The organism is Aquimarina sp. AU119, assembly GCF_900312735.1.
In the GTDB taxonomy this organism is placed as follows: domain Bacteria; phylum Bacteroidota; class Bacteroidia; order Flavobacteriales; family Flavobacteriaceae; genus Aquimarina; species Aquimarina algiphila.
In genome coordinates this window covers 95,397-112,376 of sequence record NZ_OMPF01000007.1, presented here as the reverse complement: position 1 = coordinate 112,376, position 16,980 = coordinate 95,397, and the positions used below count along the sequence as shown (strand labels likewise).

The 16,980-nt window shown below is 36.5% G+C and carries 22 protein-coding genes; 19 read left to right on the top strand and 3 right to left on the bottom strand.

Going from position 1 to position 16,980, the window contains the following annotated elements:
- Positions 1-141 precede the first annotated feature (141 nt).
- The 3 genes from DK442_RS07225 to DK442_RS07215 are packed head-to-tail and all read right to left on the bottom strand — an operon-like array spanning position 142 to position 6,260.
- Positions 142-1,191, bottom strand: coding sequence for a hypothetical protein (locus tag DK442_RS07225; RefSeq protein ID WP_160114079.1), 1,050 nt, complete (start codon positions 1,189-1,191; stop codon positions 142-144).
- Between the two features lie 48 nt (positions 1,192-1,239).
- A complete protein-coding gene (locus DK442_RS07220; protein ID WP_109435184.1) occupies positions 1,240-2,982 on the bottom strand; it encodes a SusD/RagB family nutrient-binding outer membrane lipoprotein in 1,743 nt (580 codons plus the stop codon).
- A gap of 14 nt (positions 2,983-2,996) precedes the next feature.
- A complete protein-coding gene (locus DK442_RS07215; RefSeq protein ID WP_109435183.1) occupies positions 2,997-6,260 on the bottom strand; it encodes a SusC/RagA family TonB-linked outer membrane protein in 3,264 nt (1,087 codons plus the stop codon).
- A 513-nt stretch (positions 6,261-6,773) separates the two neighbouring features.
- On the opposite strand from DK442_RS07215, the gene rpsL reads away from it, so the two are divergent.
- From rpsL to rpsH, 19 genes are all read left to right on the top strand, one after another.
- On the top strand, positions 6,774-7,148 hold the full coding sequence (gene rpsL / locus DK442_RS07210; protein ID WP_024770883.1) for a 30S ribosomal protein S12: 375 nt from the start codon (positions 6,774-6,776) through the stop codon (positions 7,146-7,148).
- 23 nt (positions 7,149-7,171) lie between these two features.
- Positions 7,172-7,648 carry a 30S ribosomal protein S7 gene (gene rpsG / locus DK442_RS07205; protein ID WP_024770882.1) on the top strand — a complete coding sequence of 159 codons (477 nt, stop codon included), beginning with the start codon at positions 7,172-7,174 and terminating at the stop codon, positions 7,646-7,648.
- 10 nt (positions 7,649-7,658) lie between these two features.
- On the top strand, positions 7,659-9,785 hold the full coding sequence (gene fusA / locus DK442_RS07200) for an elongation factor G (protein WP_109435182.1): 2,127 nt from the start codon (positions 7,659-7,661) through the stop codon (positions 9,783-9,785).
- 11 nt (positions 9,786-9,796) lie between these two features.
- Positions 9,797-10,102, top strand: coding sequence for a 30S ribosomal protein S10 (gene rpsJ, locus DK442_RS07195; protein ID WP_010181931.1), 306 nt, complete (start codon positions 9,797-9,799; stop codon positions 10,100-10,102).
- 147 nt (positions 10,103-10,249) lie between these two features.
- Positions 10,250-10,867 carry a 50S ribosomal protein L3 gene (rplC, locus tag DK442_RS07190; protein ID WP_109435181.1) on the top strand — a complete coding sequence of 206 codons (618 nt, stop codon included), beginning with the start codon at positions 10,250-10,252 and terminating at the stop codon, positions 10,865-10,867.
- The gene (rplD, locus tag DK442_RS07185) at positions 10,867-11,496 is read left to right on the top strand and encodes a 50S ribosomal protein L4 (protein ID WP_109435180.1); all 630 of its coding nucleotides are present in this window, start codon (positions 10,867-10,869) and stop codon (positions 11,494-11,496) included. Before rplC ends, rplD begins: the two co-directional genes overlap by 1 nt.
- 5 nt (positions 11,497-11,501) lie before the next feature.
- Complete coding sequence (rplW, locus tag DK442_RS07180) at positions 11,502-11,792, top strand: 50S ribosomal protein L23 (protein ID WP_109435179.1); 291 nt, start codon at positions 11,502-11,504, stop codon at positions 11,790-11,792.
- A gap of 9 nt (positions 11,793-11,801) precedes the next feature.
- Positions 11,802-12,626 carry a 50S ribosomal protein L2 gene (rplB, locus tag DK442_RS07175; protein WP_109435178.1) on the top strand — a complete coding sequence of 275 codons (825 nt, stop codon included), beginning with the start codon at positions 11,802-11,804 and terminating at the stop codon, positions 12,624-12,626.
- 6 nt (positions 12,627-12,632) lie between these two features.
- Positions 12,633-12,911, top strand: a complete 279-nt coding sequence (gene rpsS / locus DK442_RS07170; RefSeq protein WP_024770876.1) for a 30S ribosomal protein S19 — start codon at positions 12,633-12,635, stop codon at positions 12,909-12,911.
- A gap of 8 nt (positions 12,912-12,919) precedes the next feature.
- Positions 12,920-13,327 (top strand): 50S ribosomal protein L22, encoded by a 408-nt coding sequence (rplV, locus tag DK442_RS07165; RefSeq protein ID WP_109435177.1) that lies wholly within the window; start codon positions 12,920-12,922, stop codon positions 13,325-13,327.
- Between the two features lie 8 nt (positions 13,328-13,335).
- On the top strand, positions 13,336-14,064 hold the full coding sequence (gene rpsC, locus DK442_RS07160; RefSeq protein WP_109435176.1) for a 30S ribosomal protein S3: 729 nt from the start codon (positions 13,336-13,338) through the stop codon (positions 14,062-14,064).
- A 20-nt stretch (positions 14,065-14,084) separates the two neighbouring features.
- Positions 14,085-14,504, top strand: a complete 420-nt coding sequence (gene rplP / locus DK442_RS07155; RefSeq protein ID WP_109435175.1) for a 50S ribosomal protein L16 — start codon at positions 14,085-14,087, stop codon at positions 14,502-14,504.
- 13 nt (positions 14,505-14,517) lie between these two features.
- Complete coding sequence (gene rpmC, locus DK442_RS07150; RefSeq protein WP_025666452.1) at positions 14,518-14,712, top strand: 50S ribosomal protein L29; 195 nt, start codon at positions 14,518-14,520, stop codon at positions 14,710-14,712.
- Positions 14,713-14,724: 12 nt separating this feature from the next.
- Positions 14,725-14,982, top strand: coding sequence for a 30S ribosomal protein S17 (gene rpsQ / locus DK442_RS07145; RefSeq protein WP_024770871.1), 258 nt, complete (start codon positions 14,725-14,727; stop codon positions 14,980-14,982).
- 2 nt (positions 14,983-14,984) lie between these two features.
- The gene (gene rplN / locus DK442_RS07140; protein WP_027392543.1) at positions 14,985-15,353 is read left to right on the top strand and encodes a 50S ribosomal protein L14; all 369 of its coding nucleotides are present in this window, start codon (positions 14,985-14,987) and stop codon (positions 15,351-15,353) included.
- Between the two features lie 13 nt (positions 15,354-15,366).
- Positions 15,367-15,678, top strand: coding sequence for a 50S ribosomal protein L24 (gene rplX / locus DK442_RS07135; RefSeq protein WP_109435173.1), 312 nt, complete (start codon positions 15,367-15,369; stop codon positions 15,676-15,678).
- Between the two features lie 2 nt (positions 15,679-15,680).
- Complete coding sequence (gene rplE, locus DK442_RS07130; protein WP_109435172.1) at positions 15,681-16,232, top strand: 50S ribosomal protein L5; 552 nt, start codon at positions 15,681-15,683, stop codon at positions 16,230-16,232.
- A gap of 2 nt (positions 16,233-16,234) precedes the next feature.
- Positions 16,235-16,504: a 30S ribosomal protein S14 gene (gene rpsN, locus DK442_RS07125; RefSeq protein ID WP_108866676.1), complete on the top strand. Its 270-nt coding sequence runs from the start codon at positions 16,235-16,237 to the stop codon at positions 16,502-16,504.
- 70 nt (positions 16,505-16,574) lie between these two features.
- Positions 16,575-16,973, top strand: coding sequence for a 30S ribosomal protein S8 (rpsH, locus tag DK442_RS07120; protein WP_109435171.1), 399 nt, complete (start codon positions 16,575-16,577; stop codon positions 16,971-16,973).
- Positions 16,974-16,980: the final 7 nt, after the last annotated feature.

Below are 16,980 nucleotides of genomic sequence, written 5' to 3'. Positions count from 1 at the left end.
ACAACTTCTTAAGGAGTTGTTAAATGTTGAGTTGTATTTGTTTTGTTGGTCTTGTGTCAAGTTATAAAAAGAGGAGATTTTCAATTGAAAACCTCCTCTTTTTATAAGAAAAAATGTATTCTAATGGTTTTTTTATGGATATTAGTCGTCTTCAGCCTTAAAAAGCACAGGCCATGTTTTACTATCTGGACGGGTCAAAACAACTGTTCCTCTATCTCCTGCAGAGTTGCTGAAGTCTATGGTAATATCGGTTCCCATTATCTGTGTTATTTTATAGGTATAGGTGAATTCTTCTTCATCACTAGTGTCTTCTTCTACTATGATTTCTCCATCAGCCACAAGTTTAGTGCAATCCCAAATAATTGTCCCTTTTGAGAAGTTAATTGTGTTAAATGTTCCCGTATAACAATTATCAAATTGCCCAAAACTTAAATCAGTGGTACTATATTCGCCTCTATCTTCATCTTCTGTCCAGGTAACTTCTCCACTAGGAAGCGACATGCTGTTACATTGACTCCTTCCGCCTGGTGCAGGAATCAAAGAGGTTACATTATAAGTATATGTACCTGCAAGAGTCTCTGTGATAGTACATCCTATTGTTGTTCTGTAAGTGTATGGTGAAGAGAAGTATGAACCTCCCGATACATTCCCATTGGCGTCATCAACAGAAAATGTCCTTCCATCTTTAAGTTTAAGTACAAATCTAATTGCAAAATCATCCTTTCCTTGAAGTTTGCTTTCATCTACTCCTGTAAATGTTAAAAATTCATCTGCAGTAAAGGTAATTACAGAAATAGGCACTCCTCTTTCTCCAGGTTGGAAATCAGAAGCTGTTAATGTTCTTATGAGTCCTTCTTCTGTTGATAAGTCATCGTCGTCGTCGTCTATTACTCCATCCATGTTAGTGTCGATCCGTGTATTTTCAACAAATCGAGCATAGATTTCAATTTGGTCTAGCAACTCACCATTTTGATTGTCTTGTTCTTCTAAAGTGAGTGTGTAATTGGCTCCTTCGTCAAATTCTAGTAATAAGTCATTATAGATAAGGTTGTTGTCAATGTCAATTGTTCTTAATACTCCACCGCTTGTAACGCTGTCAAGTATTACGTCCACAGTTTTGTCATCACTGCCGCACCCAAGGATTAAGCCTGTAAGGAACAGTATATTTAGATATTTGATTATTCTTTTCATTTTTCTATATGTTTTGTTTTAATCTTTTAAGTTTTAATTAGATTAAAATTAGTTAGCGATTGGAAATAATGGCGAATCGTCATTGTTGTCCCAAAAAACCTTTTGATCCAAATTTTGTTTAGGGTCTACAGATGAATTGTTGGTTGTTAAATCTGCCGGATAAGGAAATGATCTGATAAAATTACCTGTAGCAGGAAATGGTTCTACATTTGGTTGTAGGGTTGTAGGGTATCCTGTTCTTCTGTAGAAGTTGTATGCATCTATTCCATTTCCAAACAAAGCAATCCAATATTGTTCTGCTATAACATTCCATCTATCAACTGGTGTTGCTGCTGCATCAAAATCTGCAAGGCGATTATTAATGAAGGTATTGATTTCGGTTGCATTGGGTTCGAATACTAGATTGGCAGAGCTGTCTAAAGATCCGAATGTAGTTACCTTGCTTATTGATTTTGTTATAGCGTTTGATAAAGCTGTTCTTGCAGAAGAAGTGTTCATTTGTTCCATGGCAACTTCTGCTATCATAAAATCAACCCAAGATGATAGTAGTATAGGTGTAATTCCTGCTCCTTGGCCTCCATCACCTTGTTGAGTTCCTTTAAAGCTACTATCGTCGAAGCGACCAGCTGCAGGATAGACACCAAAATTTGTTCTTAAAAAACCGTCTGGTGGTACTCCGTCATCATCACCATGATCACGTCCCCAATACCCATTATTTAAATAACAAAACGTAAATCCACCATCAATGTAATGCTGGGGAGCACTTTCTAATGAACAGCTTAGTGTTTCTTCGTTTGGGGCTGTTTCTGCTCCTGGAACAACATTTGTTTGTCTATAATAATAATACCTTATTCTTGGGTCATTTTCATTAGGGTCGCTCGGAATGGACATTAGGTTCATTAACCAGTTTGACATATATTCATCAGCACCATCTCCTTCGTAGTTGTTGGCGTATCTAGGGTGACGATTGTCAGGTTGAATTTCGTTTGTCCCCCAAGAGAATTGAAAGTCTTCATCAGCACTTTGGATATAATCACCATCACTAATAATGTTGTTGAAGTTTGTAATAGCTTGAGTGTCAACTAATCTTTTCTGAAGGTAAATCTTCATTTTTATTGTATTGGCTGCTGTAATCCATTTTCTCCAATCACCATTATAATAGAAGTCGTTATCGGGTTCATCGGTAACGTCTTTATTGAAATTTGAAATAGCATTGTCTAATAAGTTTAGTGCAGCATCATATATTAAAGCCCCATCATCTACTTTAGGATTTAGATTTGTACTTCCCTGAAGAGCTTCACTATAAGGGACATCGCCAAAAAAGTCTACTAAGGTTACGATAATATATGCTTCAATAACTTGGGATATCGCCAAATGGTGATATAAGTTGTTTTGAGTAGCGATCGGTTCAAGTGCTCTTGCGTCTGCTAGAATTCCATTAAATCTTTGACTATGGCCATTTTGATCAGGAAATGATACTCCGGTAGATTGATATGATCCACTCCATAAGTCATTAAAATCTGAAGGGGAGTATACGTTTTGGTAGTCTCTTCCGTTCATGTTGTCTATTCTTGTGACCTGACTACCAATGGCGCCAAAGCGTTCAACGACCTTTCCAAAATCTACTTGAATTGAATTTAGAAATAGATCAGGGTTGGATTGAGAAGGGTCTAATAGATTAGGGTTCTCAGTAAGGTCTAGCTCTGTGCTTTCACAGGCGGTAAATAACATTCCTATAATCAGAATGATAATTACTGATACTTTATATGATATTGATTTTAGTATATTCATGATTGTTTTTTTTATTAGAAAGAAGCTTTAATACTCATACCATACCTTCTTGAACTCGGTCCGTTTAAGAAATCAAATCCACGACCATTACCAACACCAAGTCCGGCAACGTTAGGGTCAAAATTGGTTCCATCAGGTATGTTAAAAGCGTCGAACCATAAATTATATCCGGTAAGATTTATACTTACTGCTCCAAAAGGAGTTTTATCTAAAAATTTGGTTGGGATGGTGTATCCTAATGATAGTTCTTGTAGTCTAAGTACGGTTCCGTCAAACACACCCAATTCATCCGGGCCAAACAATACATTCGAAAAGTAAAAAGTGGAATTGTTTATTTGGATATTGTTTTGGGAGCCATCATCTCTAACTCCTGGCAAAATAAATGTGTTTTCACGATCTACTGTGTCGGTTGTTAGTCCTCTGCCTAATAAAGTAGATACGGTTCTAGAGTAAATGTCTCCTCCTTTTACAAAGGTAAATAAGAAACTTAAGTTGAAGTTTTTGAAGGAAAATGAATTATTTACATTTAACAAATAGTCTGGGTTAGGATCTCCTATTACAAATGTTCCTTCTTCCTCTCTATAGTTACCAGCATCATTTACTAAAAATTCTCCATTATCGTTTCTTTGAATTCGACTTCCTACAATTACTCCAAGTGGTTCTCCTTCAATAGCGGCATTACCTAAGTTAGAAAATCCAGAATATACTATGATATCTGTATCTGCACCAAGATCTTCAACTGTTGTTTCACTGGCTGTAAAATTGATATTGGCGTTCCAGGTAAATCCATTATTGACCTGTTTAACAATGTCTACACCTAAATCTACTTCAAATCCATCGCTTTTTATTTCCCCAATATTTTCACTTCTTATGGTGGCTCCAGTAGAAGGATCTAAAGGTCTGTCTATAATAAGATCTTTGGTTGTTCTGTTGTAATACGAAGCGTTTAGGTTAATGCGATTCTTGAAAAACCTAGATTCTATACCGAATTCTATTTCGTTTAATCTTTCGGGTTTTAAATTTGGATTCCCCTCTCTTGGAGGGATCGAGTTGGTTACAATATCATTCCCGCTGTCAGAATTCTGAAAGTTTTGAGTGTCTAAATCCAAAGTAACTGCTACAGGGAAGCCAGTGGGGAAGTTTGCGGATGTACCGTATCCGGCTCTGACCTTTAAATAATTTATTCCATTATCAGACCTTAGTCCTTTAAATGCGGTAGTTGGTAAGAAGGATACACTTGCGCTAGGGTAAAAAATAGATCTATTTTCTGTGGTCAAATTAGAAACCCAATCATTTCTTCCTGCTAAAGCAAGATAGAGCATTTTTTTATAGTCAAAATCAGCTTGACCATATAAACCGACTATGTTTCGTTCTTGTTTAAATTCAATCTCATCTTGGTTGAGAAAGTTAACGTGTCTAAATACGTCAAATTCTACTTGACTGCTGCTCGCAACACCGTTACGTTCGAAGACTTCTCTTCTGCTGGTTCCTCCTACATTAAATGTCATGCCAATGTTGTCGTTTAATGCAAAATTTCCATTAATGATAATATTGTGATCGAAGATGGTATTAATGTTGGTCCAGGTTTGGTAAATTCCACTTCGTAAGGCGGCGTCATCACTAACCCCTCCTTTGTTTTGTTGGTTGATGTTTGATTCAGTGTAGTTGTCAATTCCGAATCGATAGATTAGATTTAGATTGTCGGTAAAGTCATATTGTAACGTTCCGTTACCAAATACTCTATTTGTTGTTTGTCTGTTTAGGGCATTGTTAACCGTCCAGATAGGGTGTTGTATGCTATTGTTTTGTCGATAATATACGCTTGATCCATCTTGAGGATTCTCAGATGGTAGTCCAATTAAGTCTACACTTCTTGGAGTGAAGAATAATTCTCCAAAAACTGAAGAGCCTGTTCCGAATGATCCATTACCTCTACTTGCAGAGACAGGTGGTGATCTGAAATCTGTTTTAGAGTAATTTAATGTATTAGAGATTGTAAATTTATTAGACAGGACGGCTTTTCCTCCAAATCCAAGTGTATTTCTTCTTAGTGTGTTTCCTGGGGTGAAACCTTCATCTTCTAAATAACTGTAATTAGCATTGTAGCTTAGTTTGTTATCTGTTGATGTGCCTCTAAAATTAATTGCTGTATTAGCGACAGTTCCGGTTTTGAAGAAATTTTCAACGCTATCATATGGTCTCCATTCATAACGAGCTCCTGCAAATTCTGGAAATGCTGCTGGGATACCTGTAGCTGAAGCAGCTGTACTATATGGATGCGCTAAGGTGCCATCTTCATTAAAACCTCTATTGGGGTCGCTGTCAATACCATTTCCCCATCCGGCAACTCCTTCTCTTTCAAAACTTGGTCCCCAGTTACTAAAGAACCATCCGAATGCTTGGTCGAAACCGTTTCCATATTGATTTTGATAATCGGGGAGAGATGCGATTTCATTAAAAAATAATGATGAAGTTATCGTTACTTCATTCTTTTTAAGTGCATTTCCGGCAGATCCATTTTTTGTGGTGATTAGAATAACTCCATTTCGTCCTGCTGTACCATATAGTGTTGCGGCCGCAAGACCTTTTAGTACATTAACGCTTTCAATACTGTTAGGGTCAAGGTCTAAAAATCTACTTGAACCGGAGTTTCCGTCTACAAAATCGTTCTGACTGTTTCCGTCATTTGACCCTTGTGAATTGGTGTCGCTACTAAAAGGAACTCCGTCAACAATAAATAATGGTTGGTTGCTTCCGCTAAAAGAACTTAATCCTCTAATAACAATATTGGTTCCTGATCCAGAAAGACCATTTTGTTGTGTGATGTTAACTCCAGAGGCTTTTCCGAATAAGACACGACCAATATCTCCTTCGGCTCTTTGTTCTAATTGTTCGTTTTTAACCTCTGCAACAGCATACCCAAGAGCTTGTTTCTCTCGTTTTATACCTTGAGCTGTGACAATAACTTCTTCTAATTGAGAGGCCGAAGATTCTAATTGAATATCAACTGTGTCGCTGGTTCCTACGGTTACTTCTTTGTTTGTAAAGCCGAGATAACTAAAGACCAGTATGTCTCCCTGGGATGCTTGAAGGTTGTAGTTTCCATCAAAATCTGATTGGGTACCAGTGTTCGTGTTTTTGACAATAATGTTTACTCCTGGTAAAGGTGAGCCAATGTCGTCTGTGATTTTACCTGTTATGGTTTTTTCTTGTGCAAAAGAAAATTGCACGACTAATGCTGTAAAAAGCATTAGAATTTGCTTCCTTGATGATTTCATTGTGTGTGATTTATTTAAATTGGTCAATTTCAAAATTCACAATAAAATAGCATTAAATAGGTGTATTTTTGATTATTTTAACTTTTATTAAGATTTTTAAATGTTAAATTATAATAATTTAATAATCATTTTCTTTTTTTCTTTAAAATGATTGTTTCTTTTTTCTACTTTGATTTTAATGCTTAAAAAAGGGGCTTGTGTGTTGTGGTTAGGTCTTGTTTGATGTGTTATTGTGTTGTGTTTTATGTAATATAAGGTTGACTTAAGTGGCTATAATGATGTGTCTGTAGTTTAATGTTGTGTTTAAGATTTTGTTTGATTAGATAATATTAGTTTTGAAGCTTGGAAATAATCATAATCTCATTGTTTTTGTTCGATAAGTTTTGGGTGATATATTTAAATGAATAAAAATTAATCAATTAGGATTTGATTTGCTGAAAAATATTTCTACCTTTGCAGCCCTTTTAAAGGGAATATTATAAAAATTATTTAATATATAGTGTAAAGCAAATTATGCCAACAATTTCACAATTAGTAAGAAAAGGTAGAGCCAAAATAACTAAGAAGAGTAAATCGGCTGCTTTGGATTCGTGCCCGCAACGCCGCGGTGTTTGTACGCGTGTTTATACTACTACACCAAAAAAACCAAATTCAGCTATGCGTAAAGTAGCTCGTGTTAGGTTAACAAATGGTAAGGAAGTAAACGCATACATCGGTGGTGAAGGTCACAATCTCCAGGAGCACTCGATAGTATTAGTTAGAGGTGGAAGGGTAAAAGATTTACCAGGAGTTAGATATCATATTGTTCGTGGAGCTTTAGACACCGCAGGTGTTGAAGGTAGAACACAACGTAGATCTAAGTATGGTGCAAAACGCCCTAAGAAGTAATTAAAAAACTTTAAGAAGAAGACATGAGAAAAAGAAAGGCTAAAAAAAGACCAATTTTGCCAGATCCACGTTTTAACGATCAATTAGTGACTCGTTTTGTAAACATGATGATGTGGGATGGTAAAAAGTCAACTGCTTTTAAAATTTTCTATGATGCTATTGACATTGTAGAAGAGAAAAAACAAAATGACGAAAAAACGTCATTAGAGATTTGGAAAGATGCATTATCTAATGTAATGCCACATGTGGAGGTTAGAAGTCGACGTGTAGGTGGAGCTACTTTCCAGATTCCAAATCCAATCAGACCAGACCGTAAAATATCTACCGCTATGAAGTGGTTGATTCAGTTTTCTCGTAAAAGAAACGAGAAATCTATGGCTCAGAAACTAGCAGCAGAGATTATTGCAGCAGAAAAAGAAGAAGGAGCAGCGGTTAAGAAAAGAGTAGATACTCATAAGATGGCTGAAGCAAACAAAGCATTCTCACACTTTAGATTTTAATCATTAAGAAATGGCTAGAGATTTAAAATATACAAGAAATATAGGTATTGCTGCGCATATTGACGCAGGAAAAACTACAACTACAGAGCGTATTCTTTATTATACGGGTGTAAGTCATAAGATAGGTGAAGTGCACGATGGTGCTGCTACGATGGACTGGATGGAGCAAGAGCAGGAAAGAGGTATTACAATTACTTCGGCTGCTACTACATGTGAGTGGAAGTTTCCAACAGAAAATGGTCAGCCGATAGATGATACTAAAGGTTATCACTTTAATATTATTGATACTCCGGGTCACGTTGATTTTACGGTCGAAGTTAACCGTTCTCTTCGTGTTCTTGATGGATTAGTATTCTTATTTAGTGCGGTTGATGGTGTTGAGCCGCAATCTGAAACTAACTGGAGACTTGCTGATAATTATAAAGTACCTCGTATAGGTTTTGTAAATAAAATGGACCGTCAAGGATCTAACTTTATGGCAGTTTGTCAACAAGTTAAGGATATGTTAGGGTCTAATGCAGTGCCGATTGTAATGAATATTGGTGATGAGGCTGATTTTAAGGGAATTGTAGATTTGGTTAAAAACCGTGCTATTGTTTGGCATGATGAAACGCAAGGGTCTACATTTGATGTTATTGATATCCCTGAAGAATTAAAAGCTGAGGCTGCTGAATTAAGAGGTAAGCTTATTGAAGAAGTTGCTGCTTATGATGAAAACCTTTTAGAAAAATTTATGGAAGATGAGGATTCTATTACGGAAGATGAAGTGCATGCTGCTCTTCGTGCTGCTGTAATGGATATGAGTATCATTCCAATGATTTGTGGATCTGCATTTAAGAATAAAGGAGTACAATTCCTTTTAGATGCGGTATGTCGTTATTTGCCTTCTCCAACGGATAAAGATGGTATAGTAGGGGTGAATCCAAATACAGATCAAGAAGAATTGCGTAAACCAGATGTAAAAGAGCCTTTTTCGGCACTTGCATTTAAAATTGCTACTGATCCTTTTGTTGGTCGTTTGGCATTCTTTAGAGCATATTCTGGTCGTTTAGATGCTGGTTCTTACATTTTGAATAATCGCTCAGGTAAAAAAGAGCGTATCTCTCGTATTTATCAGATGCATTCTAACAAACAAAATGCAATAGATTATATAGAAGCAGGAGACATTGGAGCTGCAGTAGGGTTTAAGGATATCAAGACTGGTGATACTATGTCTGATGAAAAAAATCCTATTGTTTTAGAATCTATGGATTTTCCTGATCCTGTAATCGGTATCGCGGTTGAGCCTAAGACTAAGGCAGATGTTGATAAATTAGGATTGTCATTGGCTAAGTTAGCTGAAGAAGATCCAACATTTACAGTAAGAACTGATGAAGCTTCTGGTCAGACTATTATTTCTGGAATGGGTGAGCTTCACTTAGATATTATTGTTGATCGTTTAAGACGTGAATTCAAAGTGGAGGTGAACCAGGGTCAGCCACAAGTAGAGTATAAAGAGGCTATTACAGCAGCAGCTGATCACAGAGAAGTTTATAAGAAACAATCTGGTGGTCGTGGTAAGTTTGCAGATATTGTATTTACTATTGAGCCAGCTGATGAAGGTCAGGTGGGACTTCAGTTTGAGTCTACGATTAAGGGTGGTAATGTTCCTAAGGAATTTATACCGTCAATTGAAAAAGGATTCAAAATGGCAATGGTGAATGGACCGTTGGCAGGATATGAAGTGGATGCTATGAAAGTAACATTGAAGGATGGTTCTTATCACGATGTGGATTCGGATCAGCTATCTTTCGAATTAGCTGCTAAATTAGGTTTTAAAAATTCAGCGAAAGCTGCTAAAGCCGTAATTATGGAGCCAATTATGAAGTTAGAGGTTATTACTCCAGAAGAAAATATGGGTGATATCGTAGGTGATCTTAACCGCCGTAGAGGGCAAGTGAGTGATATGGGAGATCGTGCAGGTGCAAAAACTGTAAAAGCTACTGTTCCGCTTTCAGAGATGTTTGGGTATGTAACAACATTAAGAACATTGTCGTCTGGTAGAGCAACGTCTACAATGGAATTTTCTCACTATGCTGAAACTCCTTCTAATATTTCAGAAGAAGTAATCGCAGCTGCAAAAGGAGTTAACGCTTAATTATTACAGAAATGAGTCAAAAAATTAGAATAAAACTAAAATCTTACGATCATAATTTGGTGGATAAGTCTGCTGAGAAAATCGTAAAGACGGTAAAGAGTACTGGTGCTGTAGTAACTGGGCCAATTCCATTGCCAACACATAAGAAGATTTTTACAGTATTACGTTCTCCGCACGTTAATAAGAAATCTAGAGAGCAATTTCAATTAAGTTCTTATAAAAGACTTTTGGATATTTATAGCTCGTCTTCAAAAACAATTGATGCGTTGATGAAGCTAGAATTACCAAGTGGAGTAGAGGTTGAGATCAAAGTTTGATACAGCTTTTAAGTAAGAAGATCTTACGATAAATGTCCCAAGCTGCGCGCAAGGGAAAAACGGCAAAAAAATACATTCAGGGTTGAAGTATTTTGACCCTGTTTTTTTGCAAAAATAAAAATGAATACTAATTAATAATTAATAAATATGTCTGGGTTAATAGGAAAAAAGATCGGTATGACCAGCATCTTCGACGAAAATGGAAAGAATATTCCATGTACAGTTATCGAAGCTGGGCCATGCGTGGTTACCCAAGTCAGAACTAAAGAGGTTGATGGTTATGAGGCTATTCAGCTAGGTTTCGATGACAAAGCAGACAAAAATGCTACTAAAGCGGCTTTAGGTCACTTTAAAAAAGCAGGAACTGTTGCTAAACGTAAAGTTGTCGAATTCAAAAGTTTTGAGGAGGAGTACAAATTAGGAGATACGGTAACAGTAGAGCATTTTGCTGAAGGAGAATTTGTTGATGTTTCAGCAACTTCTAAAGGAAAAGGTTTTCAAGGGGTTGTGAAAAGACACAACTTTGGTGGTGTAGGTCAAGCAACTCATGGTCAGCATAACCGTTTAAGAGCTCCAGGTTCTATAGGTGCTGCATCTTATCCTGCAAGAGTTTTCAAAGGAATGAAAATGGCAGGAAGAATGGGTGGAGATCAAGTAAAAATTCAAAACTTAAGAGTGTTAAAAGTAGTTCCTGAAAAGAATTTGCTTGTTGTTAAAGGATGTGTTCCTGGACATAAAAACGCTTATGTAACGATTCAGAAGTAATGAAAGTAGCGGTAATTGATATAAACGGAAAAGAAACAGGAAGAAAGGCAGACCTTTCTGATACTGTTTTTGGTATTGAGCCAAACGATCATGCTGTGTACTTAGATGTGAAACAATACTTGGCTAATCAACGTCAAGGAACTCATAAAGCTAAGGAACGTGCAGATATCGCAGGTAGTACTAGAAAGATAAAGAAACAAAAAGGAACAGGTACTGCCAGAGCAGGTAGTATTAAGTCTCCTATTTTTAAAGGAGGGGGTAGAGTATTTGGTCCAAGACCACGTAACTATTCGTTCAAATTGAATAAAAACCTGAAAAGGTTAGCGCGTAAATCAGCATTGAGTATTAAGGCAAATGACAAGGCAATTACGGTTGTAGAGGATTTTACTTTTGATACTGTAAAAACTAAGAATTTTACTGCTGTTTTGAAGTCTTTAGGGCTTGAAAACAAAAAATCTTTGTTTGTGTTGGCTGAGTCAAATAAAAATGTATATTTGTCGTCACGCAATTTGAAAAGTTCAGAAGTTGTAACTGCTTCAGAATTAAGTACTTATAAAATACTTAATGCTAATAGTGTTATACTTTTGGAAGGTTCTTTGAAAGGAATTGAAACGAATTTAAGTAAATAGAAGCCATGAGTATCTTAATAAAACCTATTATTACGGAAAAGGCTACTGCAGATAGTGAAGTGTATAATCGCTATGGTTTTGTAGTAGATAAGAAAGCGAATAAGGTAGAGATCAAAAAAGCAGTTGAGGCTGCTTATGGTGTATCTGTTACTAAAGTTCGAACATTAAATGTCCGTCCAGACCGTAGTACACGTTATACAAAAACGGGTATGGTCACTGGTAAAACAAGTGCATATAAAAAAGCAATTGTACAGGTGGCGGAAGGTGAAGTAATTGATTTATATAGTAATCTTTAAGACTAAAAAATGTCAGTAAGAAAATTAAAGCCAATTACCCCAGGTCAGCGTTTTAGAGTAGTAAATGGATTTGACGCCATTACTACTGATAAGCCGGAAAAAAGCCTATTGGCTCCGAAAAAAAGATCTGGAGGTAGAAACAGTCAAGGAAAAATGACCATGCGTTACAAAGGTGGTGGTCATAAAAAAAGGTATCGTATTATTGATTTTAAGCGAGATAAGCAAGGAATTCCTGCTACCGTTGCTACAATAGAGTACGATCCGAACAGAACTGCATTTATAGCGCTTGTGAATTACCAGGATGGTGAGAAGCGTTATGTTATAGCTCAAAATGGTTTGCAAGTAGGTCAAAACATAGTTTCTGGTAGTAACGTTGCTCCAGAGATTGGAAATGCAATGCCATTAAGTGATATCCCTTTAGGAACTATTATTTCTTGTATAGAATTACGTCCAGGTCAAGGTGCTGTTATGGCGCGTAGTGCTGGTTCGTTTGCTCAGCTTATGGCAAGAGATGGTAAGTTTGCTACTGTAAAATTACCTTCTGGAGAAGTAAGAATGATACTAGTTAATTGTATGGCTACTATTGGAGCGATATCAAACAGTGATCATCAGTTGATCGTTGGTGGTAAAGCAGGTAGAACAAGATGGCTAGGTCGTCGTCCACGTACGAGACCTGTAGCGATGAACCCTGTCGATCACCCAATGGGTGGTGGTGAAGGACGTTCTTCTGGAGGTCACCCACGTTCTAGAAAAGGTCTTCCTGCAAAAGGATATAGAACCCGTTCTAAGACGAAAGCGAGTAATAAGTATATTGTAGAACGTAGAAAGAAATAATAAGATATGGCACGTTCATTAAAAAAAGGACCTTACGTTCACTATAAGTTAGAGAAAAAAGTGGCTGCAAATGTTGAAGCTAACAAAAAATCAGTAATCAAAACGTGGTCAAGAGCTTCGATGATAACACCTGATTTTGTAGGTCAAACAATCGCAGTACATAATGGTCGCCAATTTGTACCTGTATATATTACAGAAAACATGGTGGGACATAAATTAGGAGAATTTTCGCCAACACGTTCCTTTAGAGGCCACGCTGGTGCTAAAAATAAAGGTAAAAAATAATTTAAGTCATGGGAGTTCGTAAAAGAGAAATGGCAGATAGAATTAAGGAAGAGAAAAAGCAGATTGCTTTTGCTAAACTTAATAACTGCCCTACATCACCTCGTAAGATGCGTTTAGTAGCTGATCTTGTACGTGGTGTAAAAGTTGAAAAGGCGCTTCAGATTCTTAGATTTAACCCTAAAGAAGCATCACGTCGTTTGGAGAAGTTATTGCTTTCAGCAATAGCTAATTGGCAGGCGAAAAATGAAGACGCTAGCATCGAAGATGCTGATCTTTTTGTAAAAGAGATCCGTGTAGACGGAGGAAGTATGTTAAAAAGACTTCGTCCTGCTCCACAAGGTCGTGCACACAGAATAAGAAAACGCTCTAATCACGTTACAATTGTGGTTGCAGCAAACAATAATACACAAAGCTAATAATAGATATGGGACAGAAGACAAATCCAATCGGAAATCGCCTTGGTATTATCAGAGGATGGGAATCCAACTGGTATGGAGGTAATGACTACGGTGATAAACTTGCCGAAGACGATAAGATTAGAAAGTATGTACACGCACGTTTATCAAAAGCTAGTGTATCTAGAGTAATTATTGAGCGTACGCTTAAACTTGTAACCGTTACTATCACCACTGCCAGACCCGGTATCATTATCGGAAAAGGTGGACAGGAGGTAGACAAGTTGAAAGAAGAGCTTAAGAAAATTACTGAAAAGGAAGTTCAGATCAATATTTTTGAAATCAAAAGACCAGAACTTGATTCATTTTTAGTAGGATCTAGTGTAGCAAGACAGATTGAAAGTCGTATTTCATATCGTCGTGCTATCAAGATGGCTATCGCGGCTGCAATTAGAATGAATGCAGAAGGTATTAAGATTCAGATTTCAGGACGTTTGAATGGGGCAGAGATGGCACGTTCAGAGTCTTATAAAGAAGGTCGTATTCCTTTATCAACATTTAGAGCTGACATAGATTATGCTTTAGTAGAAGCTCATACCACTTACGGTAGATTGGGTATTAAAGTGTGGATCATGAAAGGTGAAGTATATGGTAAAAGAGAACTTTCTCCTTTAGTTGGTTTATCCAAGAAACAAGGAAAAGGTGACAACCGTGGAGGTGGACGAGGAGGTAATAACAAATCTCGTCGTAGAAAGTAATTTTTTAAAGTAAATTAACAATGTTACAGCCTAAAAGAACAAAATTCCGTAAACAACAAAAAGGACGTATGAAAGGTCTTTCCCAAAGAGGACATACACTTTCTAACGGTACCTTCGGAATTAAATCATTAGATTCAAGTTTTGTTACTGCTAGACAAATAGAAGCAGCTCGTATTTCTGCTACTCGTTATATGAAAAGAGAAGGTGCTCTGTGGATTAAAATTTTCCCGGACAAGCCTATCACTAAGAAACCTCTTGAAGTACGTATGGGTAAAGGAAAAGGTGCTGTTGAGTATTGGGCAGCAGTAGTAAAACCAGGAAGAATTTTATTTGAAATAAGTGGTGTGTCTTATGACGTTGCTAAAGAAGCATTACGTCTTGCAGCACAAAAACTTCCTGTAAAAACTAAGTTTATCGTAGCTAGAGATTATCAAGCTTAATATTTGAGAGACTATGAAACAATCAGAAGTAAAAGAATTATCTACAGCTGAATTACAAGAGGAACTTGGTAAATCTCAAAAAGCGTATTCAGATTTAAGAATGGCTCATGCCATGTCACCGCTAGAAAACCCTTTACAATTACGTAAAGTAAGAAGATCTATTGCGAGAATGGCTACAGAGCTAACAAAAAGAGAATTAAACGGTTAATTCTGCTGAAAGATGGAAAAAAGAAATTTAAGAAAAGAACGTATAGGTGTTGTTACTAGTAACAAAATGCAGAAATCAATTGTGGTTGCTGAAGTTAAAAAGGTAAAACACCCGATGTACGGAAAGTTCGTGTTGAAAACGAAAAAATACGTTGCACACGATGAAAAGAACGACTGCAATATTGGTGATACTGTAAAGATCATGGAAACAAGACCTATGAGTAAAACCAAATGCTGGAGATTAGTAGAAGTAATTGAAAGAGCGAAGTAATTATGGTACAACAAGAGTCTAGATTAAAAGTAGCAGACAACACAGGTGGTAAAGAAGTTTTAGTCATTCGTGTTTTAGGTGGTACAAAAAGAAGATACGCCTCTGTAGGAGACAAAATCGTTGTCAGTGTAAAAGAAGCAACTCCAAATGGAAACATTAAAAAAGGAGCCGTTTCTACTGCAGTTGTAGTTCGTACCAAGAAAGAAGTGCGCAGACCAGATGGTTCTTATATTCGTTTCGATGATAATGCATGTGTTCTTTTGAACCCTGCAGGAGAAATGAGAGGAACACGTGTTTTTGGTCCTGTTGCAAGAGAACTTCGTGACAAGCAATTCATGAAGATTGTTTCACTAGCGCCAGAAGTGCTTTAAAACATTTGTAAAGATGACTAAGCTAAAAATAAAATCAGGAGATACAGTACGAGTTATCGCTGGAGACAATAAAGGTCAAGAGGGTACGGTGCAAAAAGTATTGAAAGATAAGAACAAGGCGATCGTAGAAGGTGTTAATTTAGTTTCAAAACACCAGAAGCCTAGTGCAACAAATCCACAAGGAGGAATTGTAAAACAAGAAGCACCTATTCATATTTCTAATTTATCGTTGTTAACTTCTAAAGGAGAAACTACAAGAATTGGATATAGAGTAGAAGGAGATAAGAAAGTGAGATTTTCTAAAAAATCTAATGAAGTAATATAATTATGGCTTATATCCCAAGATTAAAACAAGAGTACAAAGACAGAGTAATGTCAGCTCTTACAGAAGAATTCAGCTATGATAATGTAATGCAAGTACCAAAGCTTAAAAAAATTGTTTTAAGTAGAGGTGTTGGAGCTGCAGTAGCTGATAAGAAGTTAATCGACTATGCAGTAGACGAATTAACAACTATAACTGGTCAGAAGGCTATAGCGACAATTTCTAAAAAAGATGTTGCTTCTTTCAAATTACGTAAAGGAATGCCAATTGGCGCAAAGGTTACGTTAAGAGGAGAAAGAATGTATGAGTTTTTAGATCGTTTGATAACTTCTGCCTTACCACGTGTTAGAGATTTTAGCGGAATAAAAGCTACAGGTTTTGATGGTAGAGGTAATTACTCATTAGGTATTCTGGAACAGATTATTTTCCCTGAAATCGATATTGATAAAGTAAATAAGATTTCTGGAATGAATATTACCTTCGAAACTTCGGCAAAAACCGATAAAGAAGCAAAATCATTGTTAACCGAACTAGGATTACCTTTTAAAAAGAATTAATTATGGCTAAAGAATCAATGAAAGCCCGTGAGGTGAAAAGAGCAAAAACTGTAGAGAAATATGCTGAAAAACGTAAGGCTTTAAAAGAGGCTGGAGATTATGAAGCATTACAGAAGTTGCCTAAAAATGCTTCACCAGTTCGCAAACATAATCGCTGTAAGCTAACAGGAAGACCAAAAGGATATATGCGTCAATTTGGAATTTCTCGTGTTACTTTCAGAGAAATGGCGAATAAGGGATTAATTCCAGGTGTTACAAAAGCTAGTTGGTAATAATAAATTAAATTAATTGGTTTAAGGTTCGATTAAACAAATTGAAAACCAATACCATAAATTAAATACAATGAATACAGATCCTATAGCAGATTATTTAACCAGAATTCGTAATGCAAATAGTGCTCAACACAGAGTGGTTGAGATCCCTGCATCGAAGGTTAAAAAAGAGATCACTAAAATATTATTCGATCAAGGATATATTTTGAGTTATAAATTTGAAGATAATACTACACAAGGTACTATCAAGATAGCACTTAAGTACAACAAGTTAACTAAAGAGCCAGTTATTAAAGAGTTACAGAGAATCAGTAAGCCAGGTTTACGTAAGTATGCTGGGTCAAATGATATTCCAAGAATTCTTAATGGATTAGGTATTGCGATAGTTTCTACTTCTCACGGTGTAATGACCGGTAAGCGCGCTAAGCAAGAGAACGTAGGTGGTGAAGTGCTTTGTTACGTATATTAACAGTATA

Coding starts and splice junctions, on each gene's coding strand:
- DK442_RS07225 (WP_160114079.1), bottom strand. CDS start 1,191: ATGAAAAGAATAATCAAATATCTAAATATACTGTTCCTTACAGGCTTA.
- DK442_RS07220 (WP_109435184.1), bottom strand. CDS start 2,982: ATGAATATACTAAAATCAATATCATATAAAGTATCAGTAATTATCATT.
- DK442_RS07215 (WP_109435183.1), bottom strand. CDS start 6,260: ATGAAATCATCAAGGAAGCAAATTCTAATGCTTTTTACAGCATTAGTC.
- rpsL (WP_024770883.1), top strand. CDS start 6,774: ATGCCAACAATTTCACAATTAGTAAGAAAAGGTAGAGCCAAAATAACT.
- rpsG (WP_024770882.1), top strand. CDS start 7,172: ATGAGAAAAAGAAAGGCTAAAAAAAGACCAATTTTGCCAGATCCACGT.
- fusA (WP_109435182.1), top strand. CDS start 7,659: ATGGCTAGAGATTTAAAATATACAAGAAATATAGGTATTGCTGCGCAT.
- rpsJ (WP_010181931.1), top strand. CDS start 9,797: ATGAGTCAAAAAATTAGAATAAAACTAAAATCTTACGATCATAATTTG.
- rplC (WP_109435181.1), top strand. CDS start 10,250: ATGTCTGGGTTAATAGGAAAAAAGATCGGTATGACCAGCATCTTCGAC.
- rplD (WP_109435180.1), top strand. CDS start 10,867: ATGAAAGTAGCGGTAATTGATATAAACGGAAAAGAAACAGGAAGAAAG.
- rplW (WP_109435179.1), top strand. CDS start 11,502: ATGAGTATCTTAATAAAACCTATTATTACGGAAAAGGCTACTGCAGAT.
- rplB (WP_109435178.1), top strand. CDS start 11,802: ATGTCAGTAAGAAAATTAAAGCCAATTACCCCAGGTCAGCGTTTTAGA.
- rpsS (WP_024770876.1), top strand. CDS start 12,633: ATGGCACGTTCATTAAAAAAAGGACCTTACGTTCACTATAAGTTAGAG.
- rplV (WP_109435177.1), top strand. CDS start 12,920: ATGGGAGTTCGTAAAAGAGAAATGGCAGATAGAATTAAGGAAGAGAAA.
- rpsC (WP_109435176.1), top strand. CDS start 13,336: ATGGGACAGAAGACAAATCCAATCGGAAATCGCCTTGGTATTATCAGA.
- rplP (WP_109435175.1), top strand. CDS start 14,085: ATGTTACAGCCTAAAAGAACAAAATTCCGTAAACAACAAAAAGGACGT.
- rpmC (WP_025666452.1), top strand. CDS start 14,518: ATGAAACAATCAGAAGTAAAAGAATTATCTACAGCTGAATTACAAGAG.
- rpsQ (WP_024770871.1), top strand. CDS start 14,725: ATGGAAAAAAGAAATTTAAGAAAAGAACGTATAGGTGTTGTTACTAGT.
- rplN (WP_027392543.1), top strand. CDS start 14,985: ATGGTACAACAAGAGTCTAGATTAAAAGTAGCAGACAACACAGGTGGT.
- rplX (WP_109435173.1), top strand. CDS start 15,367: ATGACTAAGCTAAAAATAAAATCAGGAGATACAGTACGAGTTATCGCT.
- rplE (WP_109435172.1), top strand. CDS start 15,681: ATGGCTTATATCCCAAGATTAAAACAAGAGTACAAAGACAGAGTAATG.
- rpsN (WP_108866676.1), top strand. CDS start 16,235: ATGGCTAAAGAATCAATGAAAGCCCGTGAGGTGAAAAGAGCAAAAACT.
- rpsH (WP_109435171.1), top strand. CDS start 16,575: ATGAATACAGATCCTATAGCAGATTATTTAACCAGAATTCGTAATGCA.